Source organism: Rhizobium sp. PK7-22 (assembly GCF_056530405.1).
The window spans coordinates 938,579-960,683 of sequence record NZ_CP096513.1 but is presented as its reverse complement, the minus strand read 5'-3'; the positions used below and the strand labels follow the sequence as shown (position 1 = coordinate 960,683).

The window sequence follows — 22,105 nt, the reverse complement described above, 5'->3', positions numbered from 1 at the left end:
GAGTCGCGCCGCGGGCACACACGAGCAGTGGTGCTCCGCCTGGAGTGGCAACAACTGGACGCAGAAGCTCCTCCCTGCTCCACCACTTCGGCTAAGTCCTTGATAGAATGTGGAATTCGTTCGACCAGACGATCTTGGGCCTGGTCGTGAGGATCCATATGTTGTTGACTTCAAGAAGCCGTGTTTGACGAATGGTCGGAATCAGGTAACCCTCCCTCGACGGAATATCACTGACGATCACGCAAAAACCGTCGAGGCGAAATGAGAGCGAAGCAGCGGCATAGTCAACCTGTAGAATCGTCGGCGGAAAAAATCCGTCGGCAATCGCAGTTGTTGTCTGCACAGCTGCAGTCGATCCGCGAGCGGCTCTATGAACCTGCGGCTGCCAAGACTCTGAAAACATTCACCTCACGGGAAGTGGCAGCCTTGCTGGGCATTGCGGAGTCGACCTTGCGGCAGATGTCGTTGGACGGAGAAAGCGCCATACCGGACCGACGCGACAACGGCCGACGCATGTATACCCTCTCCCAGGTGAACCAAATTCGAGAGCACCTGGCGCGCAAGCGTCCGGCCGAGGCAATGCAATTTTTTCCGCGACGGCAGAGCGGGGAAAAGCTGCAGGTCATCGCCGTTGCCAATTTCAAAGGCGGCTCGGCCAAAACCACCACGACGCTGCATCTGGCACACTACCTTGCAGTCCAAGGCCTTCGTGTTCTTGCTATCGATCTTGACCCTCAAGCATCGCTCTCTGCCATGTTCGGCTACCAGCCAGAGTTTGATGTGGATGAAAACGAGACCGTCTACGCAGCCATTCGCTACGATGAGAGCAGGCGCTCCGTTCGAGACGTTATCCGCAAAACCTATTTCGATGGAATCGACCTGATCCCGGCAAACCTGGAGCTCATGGAGTATGAGCACGAAACGCCGCGTGCGATTGCAGAAGGATACGGCCGGGGCGACGAGATTTTCTTCCGCCGGCTTTCCGCCGTCATCCATGACGTCGAGGCAGACTACGACGTTGTCCTGATCGATGCACCACCGCAACTCGGCTACCTGACGCTCGGCGCTCTGTATGCTGCGACAGGGCTCTTGATCACAATCCATCCGGCGATGATCGATGTGGCCAGCATGAACCAGTTCCTGGCCATGATGAGCGATCTCATGGCGGTCATCGACGAGCGCGGAGGCACCCTCAGCCACGACTTCATTCGCTATGTCATTACACGACACAACCCCAACGATGGACCCCAGGTGAACGTGGTGACCCTGCTGCGCTCCTTGTTCCGCGAGGATGTGCTGGCGCCGGCTGTCGTTGAAACGACGGCAATCGCAAGTGCCGGGCTTGAGAAGAAGAGCCTCTACGAGCTGTCGCGGGGAAGCGTCAGGCGCGATACGCTCAGTCGAGCGCTGGAATCCGTCGATTCCGTCAACCGCGAAATTTTCCTTCACATCAAAGACGTGTGGGGCAGGTGATGACAAATCCACAAGAACGCAGCCTGCGCATGAAAAGCCTGTTTGCCGGCGCCGATCCAGACGTGCTGGCAAAACACAATGCTCCTTCTCCCGACGAGCAGGAGAAGCGCCGTATTGGCTCGGCGGCGGTCAAGTCGATGGACCGTGCCTTTGTCTCCATTGAGGAGGAGAACAAGCGTCTCCATGATCAACTGCTAGCAGCGGAATCGATCATCGAGCTGGATCCGGATCGGATCGTGCCGTCATTCGTCAACGACCGGCTGGACATCGAGGGCAATGAGACCTTCCGTGCCTTTGTCGATGGCATCAAGGATGCTGGGCAAAAGCTGCCGATCCTTGTACGGCCGATAGCAGGAAAGCCCGGTCATTATCAGGCCGCCTACGGTCACCGTCGGCTGCGCGCCTGCCAGGTCTTGAACAGGCCTGTCAAGGCGATCGTACGGGAAATGACCGATGAAGAACTGGTCGTTTCGCAAGGGATTGAAAATTCCGAGCGTCTCAACCTCTCCTTCATCGAGCAGGCACTATTCGCCTTGAAGCTCAAGGAGCGGCGATACTCCCGCGAACTGATCTCCGATGCGCTGGGCCGCAAGGAGGGACAAAGGCTCGCCTATATATCGATCCTTACGAACACGGCGGCACTGATCCCCGAGGATCTCATCCGCCTGATTGGACCTGCGCCGTCCGTTGGTCGGCCAAAGTGGGAAAGGCTGGGATCGCTAATCCACAACCGGAGCCTGAGCGGCAGCCAGAAACAAGGGCTCGCCGAGGTAAGGGCGTCATCCGTGTGGTCGGAGGGGACAAGCGACCAACGGTTTGCGCTGGTCATGCAGGCCTTCGATCCGTCGGTCCGGAATACACAGGAGAGTTTTGACGTGGAGGTCGCCGACGGTGTGATCCTGCTTGCCAGGCGAACCGAGACCGCCACGCGTATTTCCATCCCCGACAACCGCCTTCCTGGGCTTTCGGACTGGCTGCTGCAACGGCTGCCCGAACTTGTCGAGGAGTTTCACAAAGAGCAGAAAAGGAATTCTGCGATGACCTAGTCGCCGGAAAATGGAAAAGGGCCCACCGACTGCAATCGGGAGGCCCTTGAACCACTAGCCAACGGAACACGAGCACCGTCAACTTCAGCTGTAACAAACTGATTCTAAGACGGACGAGCGGATGAATCAAGTCTCTGTAACTTGCGGAGACCGATTTTTTGCGCCTCGCGATCCTGTGGCTTCCTGAGATTCACGATTTCGGACTGCGGTCTTCGGATCTGCAGCGGGGAAAGCTATGACTGAAACATCGTCCGTTGCGTCTTTTCGGCGCGTCACCCCTGCCATTGCCGCCAGCGCCCGCCTGGCCATGGCCAATGATGTTCCCGACACCAACAAGTCGGAAATGGCGCTGCTCTTGAAGAAGGCCGCCCCCGTTCTTGGCATCGACGGAACGACCTATCACGTCATGGACATCCTGCTTGGTCTCTCGCGAGCGGAGGACTGGAAGGGCCCCGGCCGGCCGGTCGTGGCAATCTCCAACGCCAAGCTTGCCGAGTACACGATGCGCTCTGAGCGCACTGTGATCCGATGCCTGCGCCGCTTGGTCGAGGCAGGAATTGCGGCCTACCGCGACAGCTCGACAGGACGCCGGTTCATCTATCGCAATGGAGCGGGTGAAGTCGTCGCCGGCTACGGTATCGATTTCACGCCCGCGCGGGTGCGGGTTGATGAGCTGAAGCAGGCGGTTGATCAATACCACAGACGCCTGACTGCGGAACTGGCGGCCAAGCGGGACATTGCGCGTCTGTCGCGGGCGATTGAGGACGTCTGCAGCACCTATCCCGACGAAGCAGCAACAGCAAAGTCGGAGCTCGAAGCGATTGCCGCGAGCGGAGCTTCTCTTTTTGAGCGGGCCGAACGGGTCAGGGATCTGCACCAGCGGACCATCAATCGGCTAGCTCCCGAACATGTGCCGTTTGAAATGTCAGGCGAGGGTGACATCGGCGTCACCTCTAATATTAATACAACCCCCAAACCATCTTCTGAAAGTAAGCAAGAACAACGGACCCGCTCTGACGAGCGGGACACCAACCGGAAGAACGGCCGCTCCGCGGCCGAAACGGCTTTCGAGGAAAAGCCTGGCGAAGCCGAGGGTCGACGGCAAGCTCCAACTGGTGGCCAGGACCGCGATGCGAACGCCATTCAAAATGAGGTTCTTGCATCCGTTTCGGTTGGCTTGATCCAGGCCGCCTGCCCCGAGGCGCAGTCAATGATCGCTCAACAGTTTGATAGCTGGACCGCCCTTGGCCGCGCCGGCGAGATGCTGCGCAGGATGATCGGCCTGTCGGAAGCGGGCTGGGCGGACGGCCAGCAGAAGGTTGGCCTCTATGCAGCTGCCGCGATCCTTGCGACGGTGGTGGAAAAGGCAATCCGTGATCCGGAGCAGATCACCCGGCCCGGCGGCTACTTCCGGGCCATGATCGACCGGGCGATCGATGGCAAGCTGAACCTCGAGCGCAGTCTGTTCGGACTGGCCGACACGCGGTATGGAGCGGCGGAAAAGTAACAGCTGTTACCCTTCCGGGTCTGGGGCGGGATGGCGTTCCCGTTTCCATCGTCACCGCAAGGCAAGCCGGTGACTTGAGACGCTTCCGCCCCTCGACCGCCCGGCGAGCACGAGACCGGGGTATGTGTCGTGTCTCTTGATCGAAAGCGTAGGGCAAGAGTGAGCACCGGCTTCGCAGGAGGCCGGAAGGGATCGAGGCAAACGGCCCGCTCGGCGTGTGGCTTCCCACAAGGCGGCAAGTTCGCTATGTTCTATCTTTGTTCGAGCGGACTGGACCTGCCTGTGATCCTGAAAGTGAGTAACGGATGGCCGCCACATACCTTGATAAACTGAATGATCGTCAGAGGCAGGCGGTCGAACACGGCGTTGGCCTGCCAGGGGGAGCTATCGGTGGACCCCTGCTGATCATTGCCGGTGCAGGCTCCGGCAAGACGAACACACTGGCCCATCGCGTTGCACACCTCATCGTCAACGGCGCCGACCCGCGACGCATCTTGTTGATGACCTTTTCGCGCCGGGCAGCCGCAGAGATGGCACGCCGCGTCCAGAGGATCTGCCGGCAGGTGCTTGGGGACAAAGCCGCGCCGATGGTCGAAGCGCTGACCTGGACCGGGACCTTCCATGGGATCGGGGCGCGGCTGTTGCGGATGTATTGCCAGCAGATCGGCCTTAACGCCGACTTCAGCATCCATGACCGCGAAGATGCCGCAGACCTGATGAACCTGGTGCGGCATGAACTGGGACTGTCGAAGACCGAAAGCCGCTTCCCGACCAAGAATACCTGTCTTGCGATCTACTCGCGTGTCGTCAACTCGCAGGGACTGCTTCTGGAGGTTCTAAAGTCCTCTTATCCCTGGGCGATCAACTGGGAACCTGAATTGAAGGCATTGTTTGCGGGATACGTCGAGGCAAAGCAGGCCCAGAACGTCCTCGATTACGACGATCTCCTGCTGTACTGGGCGCAGATGGTGTCCGACCCGGAATTGGCCGATGATGTCGGCAGCCGTTTCGACCATGTCCTAGTCGACGAGTATCAGGACACCAACCGCCTGCAGGCGTCGATCCTGTTCTCGCTCAAGCCTGGAGGGCGCGGCCTGACTGTCGTGGGCGACGACGCGCAATCGATCTACTCGTTTCGAGCCGCGACGATCCGCAATATCCTAGACTTCCCTCATGAATTTTCGCCGCGCCCCGCCGATGTGGTGACGCTCGACAGGAATTATCGCTCGACCCAGCCGATCCTGGCTGCGGCCAACGGTGTGATTGATCTAGCGCGGGAGCGCTTTACCAAGAACCTGTGGACCGAGCGCGCCTCCGAGCAGCGGCCGCTGCTGGTCAGCGTGAGGGACGAAGCGGACCAGGCCTCCTATGTCGTCGAGCAGGTGCTGGCCAATCGGGAGCTTGGAGTCGCTCTTAAGAACCAGGCGGTTTTGTTCCGCTCTTCCAGCCACAGCGGCAGCCTCGAGGTGGAGCTGACGCGCCGCAATGTCCCCTTCGTTAAGTTCGGCGGACTGAAGTTCCTCGACTCCGCCCACGTCAAGGATCTGCTGGCGGTGCTTCGCTTTGCCCAAAACCCGAGGGACCGCGTGGCCGGTTTCCGCCTGCTGCAGATGCTCCCGGGCGTTGGCCCGCAAACCGCTGGCAGGATCCTCGACACCATGGCCGCGGATCCAGAACCTCTCATGAGCCTTGCGGAAATGCAGCCACCGCCGAGGAGCGGCGAAAGTTGGCCCCACTTGGTGACGCTGCTTGCAACGCTGCGCAAGGCGGAGGCGGGCTGGCCGGGCGAGATCGCCTTGGCGCGTGACTGGTACGAGCCGCACCTGGATAGGATTCACGAAGACGCCGACACCCGCAAGGCCGACTTGCTGCAGCTGGAGCATATCGCCGGCGGCTATTCCAGCCGGGAGCGGTTCCTCACCGAGCTGACGCTTGATCCGCCCGATGCCACGAGCGATCAGGCTGGCGTCCCGCTGCTCGACGAGGACTATCTGATCCTGTCGACCATCCATTCGGCCAAGGGTCAGGAGTGGCGGTCGGTGTTCATGCTCAACTGCGTTGACGGCTGCATTCCTTCCGATCTTGCCACCGGGACGACGGCAGAGATCGAAGAGGAAAGGCGCCTACTCTATGTCGGAATGACGAGAGCACGGGACAGTCTGACGCTTCTCACGCCACAGCGTTTCTTCACCGGGGGGCAAAACAGTCAGGGCGATCGCCACGTCTATGCCTCACGCACCCGCTTCATCCCCGCAACACTCCTGCAGTTCTTCGAGACGGTCGCCTGGCCGCTGGTCAGTGCCAGCGCTGGCGAGCGCAGTGCCCGTCACGTGAGGATTGATGTGGGTGCCCAAATGCGTTCCATGTGGAAGTGACAGTGGTTGAGCGGGAGGAGGCCTTGGAGCGGGTCCGCAAGATCATCCATGTCGACATGGATGCCTTTTACGCCTCTGTTGAGCAGCGCGACAATCCTGACCTGCGCGGTAGGCCGGTGGCAGTCGGCGGTGGTGAGGCGCGCGGCGTCGTTGCTGCAGCCAGCTATGAGGCGAGACGTTTCGGGGTCCATTCTGCCATGGCATCGGTAACAGCAAAACGCCGATGCCCCGAGCTCATTTTCGTCAAGCCGCGCTTTGATGTCTACAAGGCGATCTCGCAGCAGATCCGGCAGATCTTCGCCGAATACACGCCTCTTATCGAGCCCCTGTCTCTCGACGAGGCCTATCTTGACGTCAGCGAGAACCTCAAAGGCATGGACGTTGCGACGGAAATCGCCGACGAGATACGCAGCAAGATCAGATCCGCAACCGGGCTGACGGCTTCAGCCGGGGTCTCATACAATAAGTTCCTTGCAAAGATCGCAAGCGACCAGCGTAAGCCGGACGGCTTGTTCGTCATTCCGCCTAGACACGGCCCGGCCTTCGTCGAGGCGCTGCCGGTAAAGGCGTTCCATGGTGTGGGGCCCGCGACGGCGCAGAAAATGCTTCGCCTGGGAATTGAAACCGGCGCTGACCTGAAGGCGAAGCCGCTTGCACTCCTGAAGCAGCATTTTGGCAAGGCCGGACCATACTTCTACGGCATCGCCAGGGGCATCGACATGCGGCCGGTAAAGCCCGACCGTATCCGCAAGTCTGTTGGGGCGGAGGATACGTTTTCGAGCGATATCGACCAGCTCTCGCAGGCGCTGGAAAATCTAGCGCCGCTGGTCGACAAGGTCTGGAGCTATTGCCGGAGCAATGGATTGAGCGGGCGCACAGTGACGGTTAAGATCAAATACGCCGATTTCCGCCAGGTCACCCGAAGCCGCTCGATGCCCTTGCCAATCGCTTCGGCCGACGAGCTGGCGGGGATCTGCCAGGTGATACTGGGGCAGGAATTTCCGGCGTCGAAAGGCGTGCGCTTGCTTGGCGTCAGCCTCTCGTCTTTGATGACTGCGTGCGCGACGCATGATGCTCAGTTCCGGCTGGATCTGTAGACCCACTGTGGTTGATCAGACAAGGCCGGCGGGGACGACCGTTGGCGGTCGCAAAGGGTAAGAGCATATCGCCTCGGCAACCATCACCAGATGTTCGCCGACAATGGCTGTTCCAAGCGGCCCCCTCCCCGCCGCGGAGTGGGCCGGCCGTCACCTTCACCCCATGCATCATCAGGCGACGGAGGCGTCCGGGGAGTAAGACCGTCTTTCCTACCGGCATGGATCCGGCCTCGGTGCCCGTCGCGGTTTCGTCGAAGACGGCGGGCTCTCGTTCATGCTCGGCGACTGCTTTCGTTTCCTCGCACCCCTCAGATCATTGGCCTGTCCTTCGGACGTGAGGGGATCGACCACCTTCTCCACGTCGTGGAGGGAGGAAAGGGCTAACGATTGTGCCATGCGACCTCTCGAGACGGGATGCAGCAACTCCCCCTGCCCCAGCTCCCCCTGCCCCAGCAGATGCTCCGCACCCGTTCGTCCAGCATGGTCCTGCTGTCGATCTTCGATGTGCCCTGCTAGGAAATGCGGGTGGAATCCGCCTGATCACACCCGCGGATCGTGGTTGCGTGGCCATGATCAGAAGATCAGCAGTTCCCATGCGAGAGGATCTGGTATGGCACCTGGTGGCACACACGGGGTGCAAACCCATCCTGCTGCACAGGTTTCCCCGCGGGGATGGGGCATTTCGTTCGTGACGGTGATCGGCGTTGATCGGCTGCGGCGTGGTCGCGATGCGCTGTGCAGGCGTGGGACCTCCATCGCGCGTTCCAGACGCTTTTGAAGCGGAATACGACGCGTGCTAGATGCCGCGCGATCTGGCGCTTGGCCCTGTGGCAAGTTCCCGTCCGGCTTGCCGCCGCTGACTCCGGGACTGTAACTGTCAGTTCCAGCGTCGCTAGACAGGCAGGACTGCGATTAGGGAGCGGTGTGAAGTCGGATGGCAGATCTGCGCGTTAATAAATGATAAACCTTATCCAGATGCTGCCAAGGAGTGAGGGCTGGCGTGCACTGGCACCAGGGAGGGTCCTGCGCTGGGCCTGGTCAGCCGTACAGACAGTGAAATCGGGCCTTTGGAGTGTCCTGCGGCTGAAGTTCCCTGCCCCTGCCCTCCTGTGCAATTGCGCGCGCCGTCGCGCTGCAGAGGCGAAGAGCTCTAGATCGATTATCAATGGCTGGCGCAGACGGATTGCTTTCAGGCGTGGGGCCGACGTCCATTCAACGGCCGCGCCGGCCTGGCAACAGCACCCCGCTGTCGCCGTCAGCCATCATCGGTTGGATGACGTGCGGCTAGGTGCGGCCTGGCTGTACTCCTGATAAAGCGCCTCAAGTCTTGCCTCGACAAACGCCCCGAAATTTCCGGCGGCCATCTTGTTGAATGCCAGATTGAGTTTGTCCTCGGTCTCGGTGATGCGCACGGCCTTGGCCCCATCCGGCGTTTGCCAGATTTGCGCCCGCGGCTTTGACTTCATGTGCCGGATAAGGTCGTAGACCGCCTGGAAGCGGTCGTCAGAGGCGAGATCTGCAAAGAAAGAGGTTGCGACTGTGTCCAGCGCCTTGGCTTTTTTGGCGGGATCCTGGAGAAGTTCGGCAAGTTCCGCCCAGCGGGTCCGGCCATAGCTGGGCGCGGCGCCGATGAACTCGATCAGCGGCGCGGGCAAGCTTTCCACAAGCGAGATCATCCGCGACAGCGCCGCCTTGTCAACGCCGATGGCTGACATGATGATCTCGCGGCCGAACCCCCGCTGCTCGAGGCGAAACGCGAAATAGGATCGCTCGATGAAGGAAAGATCGGTGCGCGCGTTGTTTTCCTGGCCCTGGCTGACCACCAGCTGCTCGTCGCTGAGATCGCGGACAACCGCCCTCACCTTCCGGTCCAGCAGGCGCACGGCAGCCAGGCGCCTGTGGCCATAGGCCACCTGGTAGCGGCCCGGCTGATCTGGATGTGGGCGCACGAGGATCGGCACCTGCTGGCCGTTGTCGCGGATCTGCTCGGCCAGTACGGAAAGGTCAGCCGGTACGATTGACAGCCGGTCGACGACGAAGGAGCTGTCAATCAGCTCCGGGTCGAGCTCGACGATAGCCTGTCCAAGCGCCAGCTGCCGTTCAAGTTCGTCGGCGCGATTGGCTTTCTCCGACATTCCGCCCAGCGAGCTCGACAGAGCGCCGACAGGACCTGCCCGCTTCAACGGCCGCTCGAGCGAGGCCAGAGGCCTCAAAGGCGGCAGCGCATGCTCCGTTGCCTCCTGCTTTGCCGCCGGCTCGACGTCCACTCCGAAAACATTCTTGCGTGCCATGTCTTACTTGCGCCCCCAGGTTTGCTTGATGAGGTCTTCGATCTCTCCGTTGACCGCCGTTAGCGATTCCAGCGCGCGGTCGTAGGTGCCACGGGTGAATTGGCTTCTGTCGACTTCATACATGGTCTGCTTGGTCAGCCCCGCATCCGAGATCGCCGTCGACTTCAGCATCGTGTTGTCGAGAACGCGGTTGCCGAAGATGGAGCGCATGAAGCCAGCCATCTGCGACTGCGGGCCGTCGTTGGGTTCAAACCGGGTGATCAGGTAGCGCATCCAGTCATAGTCCATGGTGCCGCCGGCCTGTTCCACGACATCGAGAAGATCGCCGGTCATATGCAAGAACTGGCTCATGGACATCACATCGAGCATCTGCGGATGGACCGTGATCAGCACGGCGGTGGCGGCGCAGAGTGCTGAAAGGGTCAGAAAGCCAAGCTGTGGCGGGCAATCGATGACGACGATATCATAGGCACTTTCGATGTCCTCAAGGCAAAGACCGATGCGGGCAAAGAACATCGAATTGTTGTCTGTGCGCTTCGACAGGGCCTTCGGCGTCTCGTGCTCGAACTCCATGAGCTCCAGATTGCCCGGGATGATGTGGAGATTGGGGGTATAGGTGGCGCGCACGACTTCGGTGATGTCGCGGCGGTCGCCGTCGTAGCGGATCGCGCCGTAGATGGTTTCGTTTTCGCCGACATCCAGTTCCGGCTGATGGCCGAACAGAGCCGAGAGAGAGGCCTGCGGGTCGAGATCGATCGCCAGGACGCGGTAGCCGCGCAATGCCAGATACTGAGCGAGATGAGCTGACGTCGTCGTCTTGCCCGAGCCGCCCTTGAAGTTCATCACCGACACGACCTGAAGCTTTTCTCCCTCCCGCCGGTGACGGATATATTTGCGCGGCCCCTTCCCTCCCTCATCGAGGTGCTGTCGCAGAGCTTCGATGTCCTGGGCGGAATAAAGACGCCGGCCGTTGGCCTGCGGTTCCGGACCGATCCCGTCGGCGACGATCTGCCTGAGGTAGCCCTGGTGGATGCCGATGAAATCTGCCGCCTCGGCAGGCGTGAATTGCCGGATCCCCTTCTGGGCGGTCGGAGGGTAGGTGCGCAGTTGATGAGCCTGTAGCTGTCGGGACAATTCAGCTGCATCCGCAGATATCATCGAGCGAAGCGACTGGTACTCGGCTTTCGGTGCCACTGTCATGGTGTCCTCTTGGGGATCTGCGCATTTTCAAGCTGGGGGATGCGATATGCGCTGATTCAATAGACCTGATTTACGTGATTCGTGCAAAGGAATTTGTCGTCAATCGGGGCTCCAGCGGCTGCAGTTGTACATGTACAACGCCTTTCCAAAGCCCTTGCCAATCCTCCTTGACGGTCGTTCATGCGTCTGGGTCTGCCCCTTGGCGATGCGGAGGGCGGACAGGTTGCGCAGGCCTGAGAGCAAGCAGTTGTACATGTACAACTTCGAAGCGGGCACCAGTTGTACATGTACAACCCCTGCCTCTGGAATGGCGACCGCTGCCACGGGATGCGGCGTGGTTCTCGCTGATTGCCATTTGAGGCGCATGGCGAAATCGTTGTCGCCGCGGCGTGTGGCCTGCCGTCGGCGTTACCAGTTAAGATGCTGAGCTACGGGTGTTGCCGTAAGCGACGCAGGCACGTGTCTCAGGCGCGTCAACCCAATCCCGCTGCGGCTGCATCAGCTCTCGGGGCGAACGCAAGGGCCGCGGCGGACCGAAGGGCGTCTGGAGGGCGAAAACTGGGTAGCGACAGAGGGAGGTTGTGCGAGCGTCAGTCCTCTAGTAACCCGTCGTAGACCTCCAGGAGCGCGTCTACCACGGCTTGCCCCAACGCATTTCCTGCCTCTGCAATTCTGCTGTCGTCCATGTCGCGTGCCGCCAGTGCCAAGTCGCCACCCTGCTCAACCACGATGGCGCGGGAGCGTTCGATGGCCCATTGGATGAAATCCGTTCGGTTTCCGATTGGCGTGGTTTCCATGGGGTCCGCCTTAGCCTTTCGTCAAGGAGTTCTGGTCTAGGGTAACTCAGCGCGATCTGGTTGTGCGTGCGCGCGTTTCTATGCCTCTGGCGACATCTGCGGTCAAGCGGCCCGGCAATCGAGCGTCTCTTATCGGCGGTGCCCAAGCAGCGATTGCCTTTCGGCCTCGCGCGTTCATCCGCCTGCCTCTCTCTTCCCCGCTTTCGTCACGGGCTCCCGATAGGTTTCGCAAGGCTAGATATTGACTTCTTGCCGGTGTTGGGGGGGGGGGGGGCTCGTTGCCCGTTGTTTTGCCAATGTGTCCATTGGACCAATTGCGTGCCGGAGGATCCCGCGTTCCCGCTGACCAATCTTTACCGCCACTTGGCCCGATATCGGTTTGGCGTCTTTCAGCTGTACTTGTCTGCGGCACGGACCGTGCGTGGTACGGCTGCTTGCCAAACCCATGCCGCCTGCGGATATGGCCGCTCGCCTCATCCTCCCAGGTGGCCCGTGTCCTGAAGCGCCAGGAGGCCTGCGGAGCTGTGCCTTGCCAGTCGCATCCCCGCGCGAAACCAGGAGATGGAGAGTTTCGTTGTAGCGGTGACAAAGGAGGGTGCAATCTTCGAAAGGTCGCAGCGGCTTGGTGTATCTGCCGGGATTGCACGTGGTCTCGCAGGCTCGGAGGCGATCGCTATGGGGCAGGCGTTGGTCACGCGGTTTGTCCTGGACGTCAGAAATATCCCGCCGCCTTTGGCTGGACAGGGCGCCGGTGGTGGTGCGCCCCACGCCGCAGCGACAGGAATTTAGCGGTAGGCCAGGGGAGGGGACCGCTTGATCGCCTCAACGAGGTGCACTTCAGGCGCGGCGGCAGGGCCCGGCCGCTGGTCTGTTCGCCGAACGCTCATGGTGGCGACATCATCCTGGGAGAATGCTGCGAGCTCATCATGCCAACTAGACGTGCGAGCATCAGGTTGTCGGCCACTCTGGCGCGGGGTCAGGCGGGCGGCGACCTTTATCGCGTCCGATCACGGCAGGCGGGACCGTCAACAGTCGGTAGCGAAGTCAACTCCTGTCACGCGAGGCGAAAGCACCTGATGATCGACGATGACAGCGTCACACACCTCCATGTGTGCCGGTCTGAGCATACTTCCACGTCTGTCATTGCCGCGAGTGGGATCCCGCAGGCGCGGTAGCCCCTCGGCTGAGGAGCAGACATGTTGCGAGCCATCCGGGGTGGACGCGCCTTGATCGGATTGGGGGTTTTGTCCGAGGTGAGTTGTCAGGACGGAACTCTTGCGCGTCCTCGCTTCAAAGGTCAGCGGCAGGAACGGAACCTCGAAGTTGGTCGCCATGCGTGGCTTCTCAGCGGGGGATCAGTCCAAAACGCATTGCCTCGTCCAGGAGAGCCCGGACCAACGAGGGCTGCCATCTCGTGGCCCCTCGCGCAGGCTGTTCGCCCATCTGCTCCAGTTGGGTGCAGATCTCGCGAAGCGAGAGATGTGGGTCGGCGACGGTGATCGCCGCGACCAGTGTCATCAAATGGTCGCCAGGCTCGCGACGTGGCGACCGGACCAGAAGCTCCTCTTCGACGCGCTTTTCACGCACCATACGATGAACGGCCCGGCGAAGACGCTCAACGGTCCAGGCCTGGCCGCGGCGATTGAGCACCCGCACGACGTTCTCCCAACTGTGGCGCGGCCGCAGTTGCTGCACCAGTGGCAGCCATGTCGCCTCGGATGCGATGAGCTTGTCGATATAGAGTTTCTCACGAGCCATTGAGACTGCTTGGATAGCCTCCGGCCGACGTTCCCGCAGGCCGGGATTACCTGGCAGCTTGCCGCGCGTCTTTGCCGCCTTGATGCCGGCTTTGGTGCGCTCAGTGGTCAAGGCTTGTTCAAGCTGTGCGACCGCATCAAGAACCTGAAGGGCAAACAGGCCTTGTGGCGCAGAGGTGTCGATCGGGTCGCGGATGGACTTGAAGTGAACACCGCGTTTTTGAAGATCCTCGATGACGGTCAGGAGATGACGAACGGAACGGGCGAGACGATCAAGGCGGACAACGACGAGGACGTCGCCGGCAACAAGCTCGCCGAGCAGGCGGTTCAGGGCGGGATAGACGCGAGAGGCTGCGGAACCATGTTCTTCGAATACCCTGTCGCAGCCGGCGGCACGCAACTCCTCCATCTGCCCATCCACTCCATCGTTCAACGAGGCGCGGGCATAGCCGATGAGCCGTTGATGTCCTGGCGACAGACTGGCGGTCGGTTTCTCCCCCATAGCGTTATGACTGTCTCCCCAACGTACTTGGGAAAGAATGCATGGGAAACAGGGGAGTTGCAAGCGTGGTTTAGGACGGAGATAGGGACTCGCCAGACTCGAAACGGCATTAGGGATGAGCAATGGGGCGTCACTGCCGCCAAACGCGCGCCAGTGGCCAGCGAGGGGAATTCGGGTCTAATGCTGATGACTCGACTGCGGACCACCGGCGGGTAGGGGAAGAATGCGTCATGGTCGATCCGGACCGGCATAGGCTGACGTTGTTGCTAATCTTCGAGAAGGCCGTCAAACACCTCAAGCAGTGCCTCGGTTATGGACTGCCCGAGCGCGTTTCCGGCCTCTGCTATGGCAGGCTTGTTCACGCCGCGCGCTGCAAGTGCAAGGTCGCCGACTTGCTGCACAACGATGGCTTGGGCACGCTCAATTGCCCAATTTGCAAAATCTGTACGGCTTGCAATCGACACGTCTTCGGTGGCTACTTCGTCAGTCATACAGTCCTTCTTTACCATGTGAGCGGATAACGAGACCGGCGCTTTTGTGCGGCGTACGTGCGCCAGTCTCTTTATCTGCGTCTCGCAGCCGTTCGCTGATCGAAATGGTTGCGAGCTATCGCCGTTCTCCTCCTCTAGGGAGCAGAAGCGAAGCATGTAAGCGCCCATCGCACGAGGTACGACGACAGGTCGCCGGCACAGCGTCGCCCGCCCAGGCGTTTTGGGCCGAAGCATGAACGACGACATCTGCCGGACCGGGCTAGCGGAGCAGGTGCATTTTAGCTGCCACTGAAGAGCAATTCCGCTATCTTCGTTAAGTCCGGGAGGTGCACAAATGACGTCCGACGAGCGGCGCGCAATATTCAGTCGGGTTGTCGACCGTCTAAACGCGCATGGTAGGACCTTCGAGCCCGATGGGCGATTTCGCGCGGCGGTGGACGAGTGGATAGAGGGACATATTACCTTACGCGAGTTACGCGCCATATACGGTGACTTCTCCCGAAGCCGCCGGCAGAGGCTGCTGACAGACAAGGCAGCTGCAATTAACACCACAGGGTCAAACATAGATGTCGAAGTTGAGCAGGCCTCGGACGACAGGCCCTTATCCTGATCGGGATATCGCCTGTCAGGAAGCGCTAGAGCAGGCGTTTCTTGACCTGGCGAAAGGACTGACGCCAGATAACATCGTAGAGGCTGCGAGCTGTACTATGTCTCCGGTGCTCTTCAGCCTGGCCAAACGGGCCGAACAGGCTGGCTGGACCTTTGAGGAGGCGGAAGTGGCGATCAGTGAGTTGGCACAGAATCTTCTGGATGACATGGCTTCTATGTAGCGGCTGGGGCGTGCGTGAATCCGTTCACGGGCCAAGTGAGCGGTTCGACCGTCAGCATGCGTCATCGGCCCGCTCAGCACTATACCAGCAACCTGGCTGCTCGACCGCCCTTCCTGTTGGCGTTGTTATAATAGCTTGAGGCCTGCTGAACCGAGCGGTGACGGGACTGCTCCATTGCTTCAGGCAGCGGGATGCCTCGGTTGGCGGCTTCCGTCAGGTACCCGGAACGTAAACCGTGAGCGGAGAAGTCAGCCGCTTCCAAGCCCGCCATCGTCGCTCTGTGCTTGACGATGTCATTGATCGCCTTGGGATCGAGCGCCCGCTTCGAAACATTGTCCCAACGATCGATGGCTCGGAACACGCTGCCACGGTCGATCCTGGCCTTGGCAAGCCAGGCATTGAGCGCGTCCACCGGGCTACCGACCAGGTAGACGACCTCGTCACTGTCGGCGCCGCTGGTTTTGGTGCGGCCAAGATGGATAGACAGTGAGGGGAGGGGACGGGCGCCGTCCACAGGGATGGGTGGCTCGACGGTGAGCTGTTCCTTGCGCAGCCCGGCGATCTCGCTGCGCCGGCGCCCGCCGGAGGCAAAGGCCACCATCAGGATCGCCCGGTCGCGGACGTCTCGCAGACCATCTGTTGCGCAAGTCGAGAGCAGTCTCGACAAAATCTCGCCCGTGACAGCCTTTGCGCTTTTGCGTTTTCGTGGCCGCGGCGTGGCGCGTACAGCCAGTCGAATGGCCGACTTGAGGGAAGGGGAGGCGAACATACCATTCAGCCCGCGCCATTTGGTCAGCGTCGACCATGTGGCCAGTCGCCTGCGAACGGTATCGGGGGCATGCGGACCTTCCACCCTGAGAAGCCCCTGGTCGCGAAGTGTCTCCTCGACCGCAAGCGGCATGCCATGCTGCGGGTCAGTCCTGCGTTTTTCCGGATCCCAGAGGTGATGGGCGACGAACTTCAGGAGCAGCGCCTCCGGCGCCGGCCACGACAGCGAGGATCCGGTGGCCGCCAGCGACCAGGCCTGCAGATAGGTGAGGTCGGAGGCGAGCGCGCGTAACGTGTTGACGCCCATGCCCTGGTTGACCAGGTGACGCAGCGTTTCGACATCCTGGTCGGTAAGCAGCTCCGCCAGCTCGTCGCGGCGTTCGATGGGCAGCACCGCAGCGATCGTGTCCAACGTCTGTGTGCGGTTTTCGATCGAAGCTGACGGCGAGCTTTTCATGTCGGCAACCCGTTCTCGTCGTAACATTCATCGTGGTTCGACGTCTGGTCATTGCTCGCAGGCCTCCCCCTGGCCGCCAGCGCCCAGACGTCGCCAATCGTACCCTGGTCTTTCCGCACAAGGGGTACGATTGCCGCAACGGGTTCGCCTGTTCGGCAGATGACAACCTCATCCTCGCGTAAGACAAGGTCGATCAGTTCTTCAAGTCGCCCCGCTGCATCGACAATCTCTACGAATACCTTCACCGCCGCGGCCCTTTACCAGATCCGCTCATGCAAGATCGCGTCGAACGCCAGATCGGTCGAGACGAAGGCGCAATGCTCTAGCCGCGCCTGGGCGGCGAGAATGCGGTCCCACGGATCGCGGTGATCCCAATCGAAGCTTGCGGCTAGTTCGGCATGCAGATCGCTGATGGCCAAAGTCTGCAGGCCGCTTTCTGTGACGGCTGCCCGCAGTTCCTGGGGCTTGAGATCAAGTTTGTTCAGGCGCATCTTGTTGTCCAGCTCATAGAACGTGACTGCACTGACGAGGATAGAGTTTGCCTTGTCCTCGATCAGTGATCGTGCCTTCGTGGACAGGCGATCACTGCCGATCGTCCACCAGTAGACGGCATGGCTGTCGAGCAGGACTTTCATTGCGAACTTTCGTTGCTGTTGGATTTGCCCTGCCAGACGCCGGTATCGTCATTCCAATCGCCAGCGTCGATCGCGGCCTGCTCGGCATCGGTGGTATCGAACAGGTCATTGGGCAGGCCACGGTGGCGCAGCAGGCCAAAAGGACGCTTTCCGCCGCCGGCTGCGGGACCGATACGGGCATAAACCTCGTTTCCGCGCATGATGACGATCTCCTCGCCCTGGTTGGCGCGCTCGAGAACTTCTGCAAATTTCTTGCGGGCTTCGCTGATCTTGTAGCTTGTTTGGGGCATAGGGACCTCCGAAATTTGCTTTGAGGGTATTGATACCACCGCTGCACTGAGCGTACAAGCGTGACGTACGTAACACTTCCGATAAGGGTTACTTATCGGTGGCGAGCCGCCACGGGCTTCTTTATACCATGTGGGGAACCTTAGTGTACGACTAGCTTTCGTGTAAGACATCGTTTACCATGAAAACAATGACTTACGATCTCGCGAAACTGCCCATCCACACCCTGCTGAAACCCGTCTCCGACGCCAGCAGCGCACTCGCCCGCCTCGACGAACGCATCGCCCGCTCGCCCGTCGGACCCGGCTTCCTCGAACGCCAAAATTTCACCGACGCCTGCGCATCCCTGTGGATCGACGGCGAACTCGTCCACCTCGAAGACCTCGTCCTCCACGACTCCACCCGCGATATCCGCACCCCCACCCACGAACTCACCATTGCCCGCGACGTTCTGCGAACCCGCCGGCGCATCGCGTCTCAGAAACCAGGCTGGCCTTTGTCGGAAGAAGGCCTGCGCGGCCTGCGCCGGCCGTGGGCCGTGGCATCTTTGGGAGATGCAGGCGCTGGTGTGGCCGATGAAGCCGCCGCGGGTGAGGTGGCCGACGGAGGAGGGGAGGGGCCAGAGGGCAGTGAGGAGGACGGTGACGACGGCCATGATGGCGCCACTGCCTTCGATGCGGAACTGGCCGCCATCGATGCAGTCCTGGCGCGCTCCGCCGCGGCCATTGAACAGGCAAAGAAGCCAGGCCCCGCCAAACGCGCTTCGGCCCGGGCTGGGGAAAAGGACCCGCTGGTTTATGATCTGGATTGGGACGAAGACGGGCGCTTGGAAGAATGGCGGGGTGTGCTGCGGCAAATCCAGGACATGCCGGCGGTACTGAGGGCCATCCTAGCCCTCGATGCCTGGAACGAACTTGCCGTGCTGCAGCACGCGCCCTGGCTCGGCCGGCTGTTGGCCGCCTCGATCCTGCGCCAGGCCGGCATCACCACCGGCGCCCATTTGGCCGCGGTCAACCTCGGCCTGAAAACCATTCCCGTCGATCGGCGCCGCCATCGCGATCGGGAGACACGGCTGCTCGCCATCGCCCATGGCCTGATGGCGGCGGCCGAGACCGGGCTGAAGGAGCACGACCGGCTGGCGCTGGCGAAAAGACTGATGGAAAGAAAGCTGGAGGGGCGGCGGACTTCATCAAAGCTGCCGGAGCTGGTCGAACTGGTGATGGCCCGGCCGCTGGTGTCGGCCGGGATGGTGGCCAAGACGCTCAGCGTCACGCCGCAGGCGGCGCGGCGGATGGTTTTGGAGCTAGGCCTCAGAGAGATGACGGGCAGGGGGAGATTTCGGGCGTGGGGTTTTATGTGATGATCAGGCGGCAGCGTTTATCTTCTTAGTTCCGTTCTCCACCTCTGTTTGATAAAACCGGTCAACATCATAAACGAGCAGTGGAAGCCTTTGACCCATCGAATGTTTGTGGCGTTTGCCGGGGGCGGTGCGAAGGCCTTGATTCATCTTGGCGCTCTCAGAGCGCTGGAAGCAAAGGGTGTTGATTTCAGAGGGCTCTCTGGCACATCTGCTGGAGCTCTGGTTGCTACACTAAAGGCCTCGGGGTTCTCTGCAGATGAGCTTTTGAACCCGCTCGACAAATCTTCCGTCATCTCGCGGCTTGGCGAGATAAGGCCCTCGATCAAGCAGGCAAAGCATCTGTTCGGGAGATGGGGATGGTGGAAAGTTTGGATTTTTCGCACTGCCATGCCGATGTTGCCGACGATTTTATGCGTCTCGCTGGCCAGCGTTGCACTCACTCTTATCTTGGTCGGCGCGTTTCTGGCACTGGGCAAAATTTATCTCGCCGCAGCTATTTTCACTGCGCTAATTATTGTTCTTGGTTGCGTTGCTACGTCGCTTTTGTCAGGACTCGCCAGATCGCAGGAGTTTTCTGAAGCCCTCGGCATCCTTCTCCAGCAGCGAATGTTCCCATCAGAACCGGGACGCCTCGTTCGGATGGGCGACTTTGGCCGCGACGGTCGGCCGATCCTCAAGATCGTAAGCGCCAATCTGACGACCGGGAAGATGGAGCTTTTTTCTCCTGAGCGAACGCCGAATGTACCGGTAGCGGATGCGGTCGCTGCCTCCATCTCCCTTCCGATCATATTCGAACCGCTGATCATTGACGAAAACCTGCATATGGACGGAGGGATTGTCTCAAACCTACCTGCCTGGTCGTTTGATGAAGAGCGTGAACTTGATCCGGATGCCATCACCCTCGCCGTCGAGATCCAGACAGCCACGGAACGGCGCATCCTTAATCGGTTAAATTGGCTAGGTGCCTTTATTCAAACCGGATTGTTCGGCTCTTCCGAACTTAATCTTCGTGCTGCCGGCCAAGCTGAACGGCTCGAACTTTCAACAAGCTTGCATCTTCTCGAGTTTGATCTGTCCGTCGATAGGGCCGTTAAGGAGGTCCTCGATGCGGAAACGGCGGCAACAGCCAAGTTGGACAAATGGCTCTTTCAAACCCCTGAAACCTACGCCGAGGCTTGCCGCTTCACCAAAGGGCTCGTCGACGACGTTATCGAAGCGGCACTCGACCAGCGCAACCCGAAGGTCCGGGTGGCGATTGCAATTCCGGACGTCGGACACACACGGTCTTTGCGGCTACGCTATTCAACCGGATATGAAAGCCACCACGATGAACGGATGTTGATCCCAATCGACGGAACGGTGGCAGGGCAGGCCTGGAGGACTGGCGATAGCTGGTTCGAACTCGCCCCTCTGTCTCCGGAGTTCAGTTTAACAGCTCCGGAACATCGGTTGCGCCGCAAGGCTCTACGAAGTGATTTGAAATGGGTCCTGTGCATACCCATTTCCATTGGTGATGGACCTGTACGCTTCGTAGTGCAAATAGATGGTGGTCGGGATTTGCCGGAAGACGAAACTGTTGGTACGATGATCACCAGCATCGAAACCGATGTGAAGGAGTTTTTCGGTATGCTTGCAGACCGGTTCAAAGAGATGGAGGAATGAAATGGCTTGGAAAAGTGCAAGTTTTTCGCCTCGCAGCGGCCCACCGAGATCCGGCGAAAAGGTTTCGACTGCAATAGAGAAACATCGCCCGGCGATGGAAGTGATCCTGCAGAAGGCTCAGAGGGCCTCAGAAGAGCGCCGTGAAGCCATTGATAAGATCACGGACCCGGAATTGCGCAAGAGTGCGGCGCGTTAACGCGTGATACTTATCGGTGTCGGTCTCGATCTTGTAGAGCTTCCGCAGTTTCGCGCACTCTATGCCCTAGACGATATTGTCGTGCTAGGCCGAGTATTTACCTTATTCGAGCTCTCCGAAGCCGAGCACAGCACGAGCCAAATGGCCCGGCTTGCCGGACGCTTTGCTGCCAAAGAGGCTGTCTTGAAAGTACTTGGTGGTCTTCAGCAGGGCACGGCTATGACGGAGATCGAAATTCGCGCGTCAGCCGGTCAGCCCACCATCTATCTTTCTGGCCAAGCCGCTCTCCGGGCTAGGGAGATGCAGATCAAGTCCTGGCTTCTGAGTATTACTCATACGCAGAACGCTGCAGCCGCAGTCGTCATTGCGTCAGGTTGAGACCTGTCGGCACGGTGAGATTCCATTTGGGCGGGAAGAACGGTCGCGGCGCGTCGCCGTGCTCGCGAAAACCCTGTTTGATGCGGGTGCGGCCGGCTCGCCCATGGATGTCAGGATGCGACACCCGTGAATATTTGCTGATTTCGCAAAACAAGTTCTGGCAGTCGATGAGCTGTAGGCGGCGGCCGAATAAAGATTTGAAGTTCAGACCTAAACGTTCGAACTCCAGTTCCTGGCGGTCAGTCATGAACTCAATAATATCGGCAGGCTGCAGATTGTCGGTGTTTACAAAGCACTTTGAAATGCCATCGAGAGCTCCGGGGCCGGCGACGACAAAGTCACTTTCTTCATGATGGATCAGCGACGAGTAGTTGAGATCGATCGTCAGTTGATAGCCGAGGAATGGACCTATCGACGGAAAGGCCGTCAAAATTTCGTAGACCTGTTTCAGGCTTTGAGTTTCCTGAATGCGTTCATAAACCCGTTCCCGCATCATGAGTTCAAGAAGAGCCAGATGTCCGCGGTGCTTCACCCCGTCAGTAGGCCCCAATCTTACGGGAGGCATGATATAGGCCGCAGAGTAAATTCGGCCTCCATTCTGCTGAGCTTTGGAGAGGACCTTATCGATCGCGGCGGGCCTGAACGCGTTCCACGTGAGCGCGCCCAGTTGCTCGGTCAGGACCTCCCAGGTCTCGATTTTATTGAAAATCTTGAACAGGATCGTGCGAAAGAAAATCTCGTCGGGATTTTGATCGAGGTTTGGGTCGTAGATCACCGAGCGTATCAGGTATTGGCTGACACGATCAGCGGCTCGATAGGCGTTGGTGTTTGAAGGAGCAATCACTCGCGTGCTGCGCGTGACGCGGTGGGACCAATCCGCACCCCTTACTCCACCCCTTTTGGGCTGCCGTATACCCCGTACATCATGATATGAAACGTCACATCCGCTACGTCACTACGTCACTACGCGACTTCGGCGGACTCGGCTTAGTGAC

Annotated in this window: 19 protein-coding genes; 10 read left to right on the top strand and 9 right to left on the bottom strand. The window is 60.0% G+C overall.

Features of this window, described 5'->3' with window-relative positions; translation table 11 throughout:
- Positions 1 to 261: 261 nt before the first annotated feature.
- The 5 genes from repA (M1E10_RS04850) to dinB all read left to right on the top strand — a co-directional run bounded on the left by repA (M1E10_RS04850) (position 262) and on the right by dinB (position 7,498).
- Entirely contained in the window at positions 262 to 1,473 is a 1,212-nt protein-coding gene (gene repA, locus M1E10_RS04850) for a plasmid partitioning protein RepA (RefSeq protein ID WP_499172990.1), read from the top strand.
- Positions 1,461 to 2,519, top strand: a complete 1,059-nt coding sequence (gene repB, locus M1E10_RS04845) for a plasmid partitioning protein RepB (RefSeq protein ID WP_499172989.1) — start codon at positions 1,461 to 1,463, stop codon at positions 2,517 to 2,519. The genes repA (M1E10_RS04850) and repB (M1E10_RS04845) overlap by 13 nt, the downstream gene beginning before the upstream one ends.
- 235 nt (positions 2,520 to 2,754) lie before the next feature.
- Positions 2,755 to 4,026: a plasmid replication protein RepC gene (repC, locus tag M1E10_RS04840; RefSeq protein ID WP_499172988.1), complete on the top strand. Its 1,272-nt coding sequence runs from the start codon at positions 2,755 to 2,757 to the stop codon at positions 4,024 to 4,026.
- A 305-nt stretch (positions 4,027 to 4,331) separates the two neighbouring features.
- Positions 4,332 to 6,401, top strand: coding sequence for an ATP-dependent helicase (locus M1E10_RS04835; RefSeq protein ID WP_499172987.1), 2,070 nt, complete (start codon positions 4,332 to 4,334; stop codon positions 6,399 to 6,401).
- Between the two features lie 56 nt (positions 6,402 to 6,457).
- Complete coding sequence (gene dinB, locus M1E10_RS04830; protein ID WP_499173477.1) at positions 6,458 to 7,498, top strand: DNA polymerase IV; 1,041 nt, start codon at positions 6,458 to 6,460, stop codon at positions 7,496 to 7,498.
- Positions 7,499 to 8,760: 1,262 nt separating this feature from the next.
- On the opposite strand, the gene repB (M1E10_RS04825) is transcribed toward dinB, so the two are convergent.
- From repB (M1E10_RS04825) to M1E10_RS04805, 5 genes are all read right to left on the bottom strand, one after another.
- Positions 8,761 to 9,789 carry a plasmid partitioning protein RepB gene (repB, locus tag M1E10_RS04825; protein WP_499172986.1) on the bottom strand — a complete coding sequence of 343 codons (1,029 nt, stop codon included), beginning with the start codon at positions 9,787 to 9,789 and terminating at the stop codon, positions 8,761 to 8,763.
- 3 nt (positions 9,790 to 9,792) lie between these two features.
- Positions 9,793 to 10,989, bottom strand: a complete 1,197-nt coding sequence (gene repA, locus M1E10_RS04820) for a plasmid partitioning protein RepA (protein WP_499172985.1) — start codon at positions 10,987 to 10,989, stop codon at positions 9,793 to 9,795.
- 590 nt (positions 10,990 to 11,579) lie between these two features.
- Positions 11,580 to 11,786: a hypothetical protein gene (locus M1E10_RS04815; protein WP_499172984.1), complete on the bottom strand. Its 207-nt coding sequence runs from the start codon at positions 11,784 to 11,786 to the stop codon at positions 11,580 to 11,582.
- Positions 11,787 to 13,130: 1,344 nt separating this feature from the next.
- Positions 13,131 to 14,045 carry a recombinase family protein gene (locus M1E10_RS04810; protein ID WP_499172983.1) on the bottom strand — a complete coding sequence of 305 codons (915 nt, stop codon included), beginning with the start codon at positions 14,043 to 14,045 and terminating at the stop codon, positions 13,131 to 13,133.
- 266 nt (positions 14,046 to 14,311) lie between these two features.
- Positions 14,312 to 14,536, bottom strand: coding sequence for a hypothetical protein (locus tag M1E10_RS04805; RefSeq protein WP_499172982.1), 225 nt, complete (start codon positions 14,534 to 14,536; stop codon positions 14,312 to 14,314).
- Positions 14,537 to 15,102: 566 nt separating this feature from the next.
- Here M1E10_RS04805 and M1E10_RS04800 point away from each other — a divergent pair.
- Positions 15,103 to 15,366 (top strand): hypothetical protein, encoded by a 264-nt coding sequence (locus M1E10_RS04800; RefSeq protein ID WP_499172981.1) that lies wholly within the window; start codon positions 15,103 to 15,105, stop codon positions 15,364 to 15,366.
- A gap of 79 nt (positions 15,367 to 15,445) precedes the next feature.
- Here M1E10_RS04800 and M1E10_RS04795 read toward each other — a convergent pair whose 3' ends face one another.
- The 3 genes from M1E10_RS04795 to M1E10_RS04785 all read right to left on the bottom strand — a co-directional run bounded on the left by M1E10_RS04795 (position 15,446) and on the right by M1E10_RS04785 (position 17,516).
- Positions 15,446 to 16,591 carry a site-specific integrase gene (locus M1E10_RS04795; RefSeq protein WP_499172980.1) on the bottom strand — a complete coding sequence of 382 codons (1,146 nt, stop codon included), beginning with the start codon at positions 16,589 to 16,591 and terminating at the stop codon, positions 15,446 to 15,448.
- A 257-nt stretch (positions 16,592 to 16,848) separates the two neighbouring features.
- Positions 16,849 to 17,226: a type II toxin-antitoxin system VapC family toxin gene (locus tag M1E10_RS04790; RefSeq protein WP_499172979.1), complete on the bottom strand. Its 378-nt coding sequence runs from the start codon at positions 17,224 to 17,226 to the stop codon at positions 16,849 to 16,851.
- Entirely contained in the window at positions 17,223 to 17,516 is a 294-nt protein-coding gene (locus M1E10_RS04785; RefSeq protein WP_499172978.1) for a type II toxin-antitoxin system Phd/YefM family antitoxin, read from the bottom strand. Before M1E10_RS04785 ends, M1E10_RS04790 begins: the two co-directional genes overlap by 4 nt.
- Positions 17,517 to 17,695: 179 nt before the next feature.
- On the opposite strand from M1E10_RS04785, the gene M1E10_RS04780 reads away from it, so the two are divergent.
- The 4 genes from M1E10_RS04780 to M1E10_RS04765 all read left to right on the top strand — a co-directional run bounded on the left by M1E10_RS04780 (position 17,696) and on the right by M1E10_RS04765 (position 21,110).
- Complete coding sequence (locus tag M1E10_RS04780) at positions 17,696 to 18,874, top strand: RHE_PE00001 family protein (protein WP_499172977.1); 1,179 nt, start codon at positions 17,696 to 17,698, stop codon at positions 18,872 to 18,874.
- Positions 18,875 to 18,976: 102 nt separating this feature from the next.
- The gene (locus M1E10_RS04775; RefSeq protein ID WP_499172976.1) at positions 18,977 to 20,536 is read left to right on the top strand and encodes a patatin-like phospholipase domain-containing protein; all 1,560 of its coding nucleotides are present in this window, start codon (positions 18,977 to 18,979) and stop codon (positions 20,534 to 20,536) included.
- Between the two features lies 1 nt (position 20,537).
- A complete protein-coding gene (locus M1E10_RS04770) occupies positions 20,538 to 20,732 on the top strand; it encodes a hypothetical protein (RefSeq protein WP_113559413.1) in 195 nt (64 codons plus the stop codon).
- Between the two features lie 3 nt (positions 20,733 to 20,735).
- Positions 20,736 to 21,110 (top strand): holo-ACP synthase, encoded by a 375-nt coding sequence (locus tag M1E10_RS04765; RefSeq protein ID WP_499172975.1) that lies wholly within the window; start codon positions 20,736 to 20,738, stop codon positions 21,108 to 21,110.
- Here M1E10_RS04765 and M1E10_RS04760 read toward each other — a convergent pair.
- The gene (locus M1E10_RS04760; protein ID WP_499172974.1) at positions 21,094 to 21,954 is read right to left on the bottom strand and encodes a nucleotide kinase domain-containing protein; all 861 of its coding nucleotides are present in this window, start codon (positions 21,952 to 21,954) and stop codon (positions 21,094 to 21,096) included. The genes M1E10_RS04765 and M1E10_RS04760 overlap by 17 nt on opposite strands.
- Between the last annotated feature and the right edge of the window lie 151 nt (positions 21,955 to 22,105).

What these genes read in the sequence shown, in the direction of transcription:
- repA (WP_499172990.1), top strand. Translation starts at nt 262, where the DNA reads ATGAGAGCGAAGCAGCGGCATAGTCAACCTGTAGAATCGTCGGCGGAA.
- repC (WP_499172988.1), top strand. Translation starts at nt 2,755, where the DNA reads ATGACTGAAACATCGTCCGTTGCGTCTTTTCGGCGCGTCACCCCTGCC.
- M1E10_RS04835 (WP_499172987.1), top strand. Translation starts at nt 4,332, where the DNA reads ATGGCCGCCACATACCTTGATAAACTGAATGATCGTCAGAGGCAGGCG.
- dinB (WP_499173477.1), top strand. Translation starts at nt 6,458, where the DNA reads ATGGATGCCTTTTACGCCTCTGTTGAGCAGCGCGACAATCCTGACCTG.
- repB (WP_499172986.1), bottom strand. Translation starts at nt 9,789, where the DNA reads ATGGCACGCAAGAATGTTTTCGGAGTGGACGTCGAGCCGGCGGCAAAG.
- repA (WP_499172985.1), bottom strand. Translation starts at nt 10,989, where the DNA reads ATGACAGTGGCACCGAAAGCCGAGTACCAGTCGCTTCGCTCGATGATA.
- M1E10_RS04815 (WP_499172984.1), bottom strand. Translation starts at nt 11,786, where the DNA reads ATGGAAACCACGCCAATCGGAAACCGAACGGATTTCATCCAATGGGCC.
- M1E10_RS04810 (WP_499172983.1), bottom strand. Translation starts at nt 14,045, where the DNA reads ATGGGGGAGAAACCGACCGCCAGTCTGTCGCCAGGACATCAACGGCTC.
- M1E10_RS04805 (WP_499172982.1), bottom strand. Translation starts at nt 14,536, where the DNA reads ATGACTGACGAAGTAGCCACCGAAGACGTGTCGATTGCAAGCCGTACA.
- M1E10_RS04800 (WP_499172981.1), top strand. Translation starts at nt 15,103, where the DNA reads ATGTCGAAGTTGAGCAGGCCTCGGACGACAGGCCCTTATCCTGATCGG.
- M1E10_RS04795 (WP_499172980.1), bottom strand. Translation starts at nt 16,591, where the DNA reads ATGAAAAGCTCGCCGTCAGCTTCGATCGAAAACCGCACACAGACGTTG.
- M1E10_RS04790 (WP_499172979.1), bottom strand. Translation starts at nt 17,226, where the DNA reads ATGAAAGTCCTGCTCGACAGCCATGCCGTCTACTGGTGGACGATCGGC.
- M1E10_RS04785 (WP_499172978.1), bottom strand. Translation starts at nt 17,516, where the DNA reads ATGCCCCAAACAAGCTACAAGATCAGCGAAGCCCGCAAGAAATTTGCA.
- M1E10_RS04780 (WP_499172977.1), top strand. Translation starts at nt 17,696, where the DNA reads ATGAAAACAATGACTTACGATCTCGCGAAACTGCCCATCCACACCCTG.
- M1E10_RS04775 (WP_499172976.1), top strand. Translation starts at nt 18,977, where the DNA reads ATGTTTGTGGCGTTTGCCGGGGGCGGTGCGAAGGCCTTGATTCATCTT.
- M1E10_RS04770 (WP_113559413.1), top strand. Translation starts at nt 20,538, where the DNA reads ATGGCTTGGAAAAGTGCAAGTTTTTCGCCTCGCAGCGGCCCACCGAGA.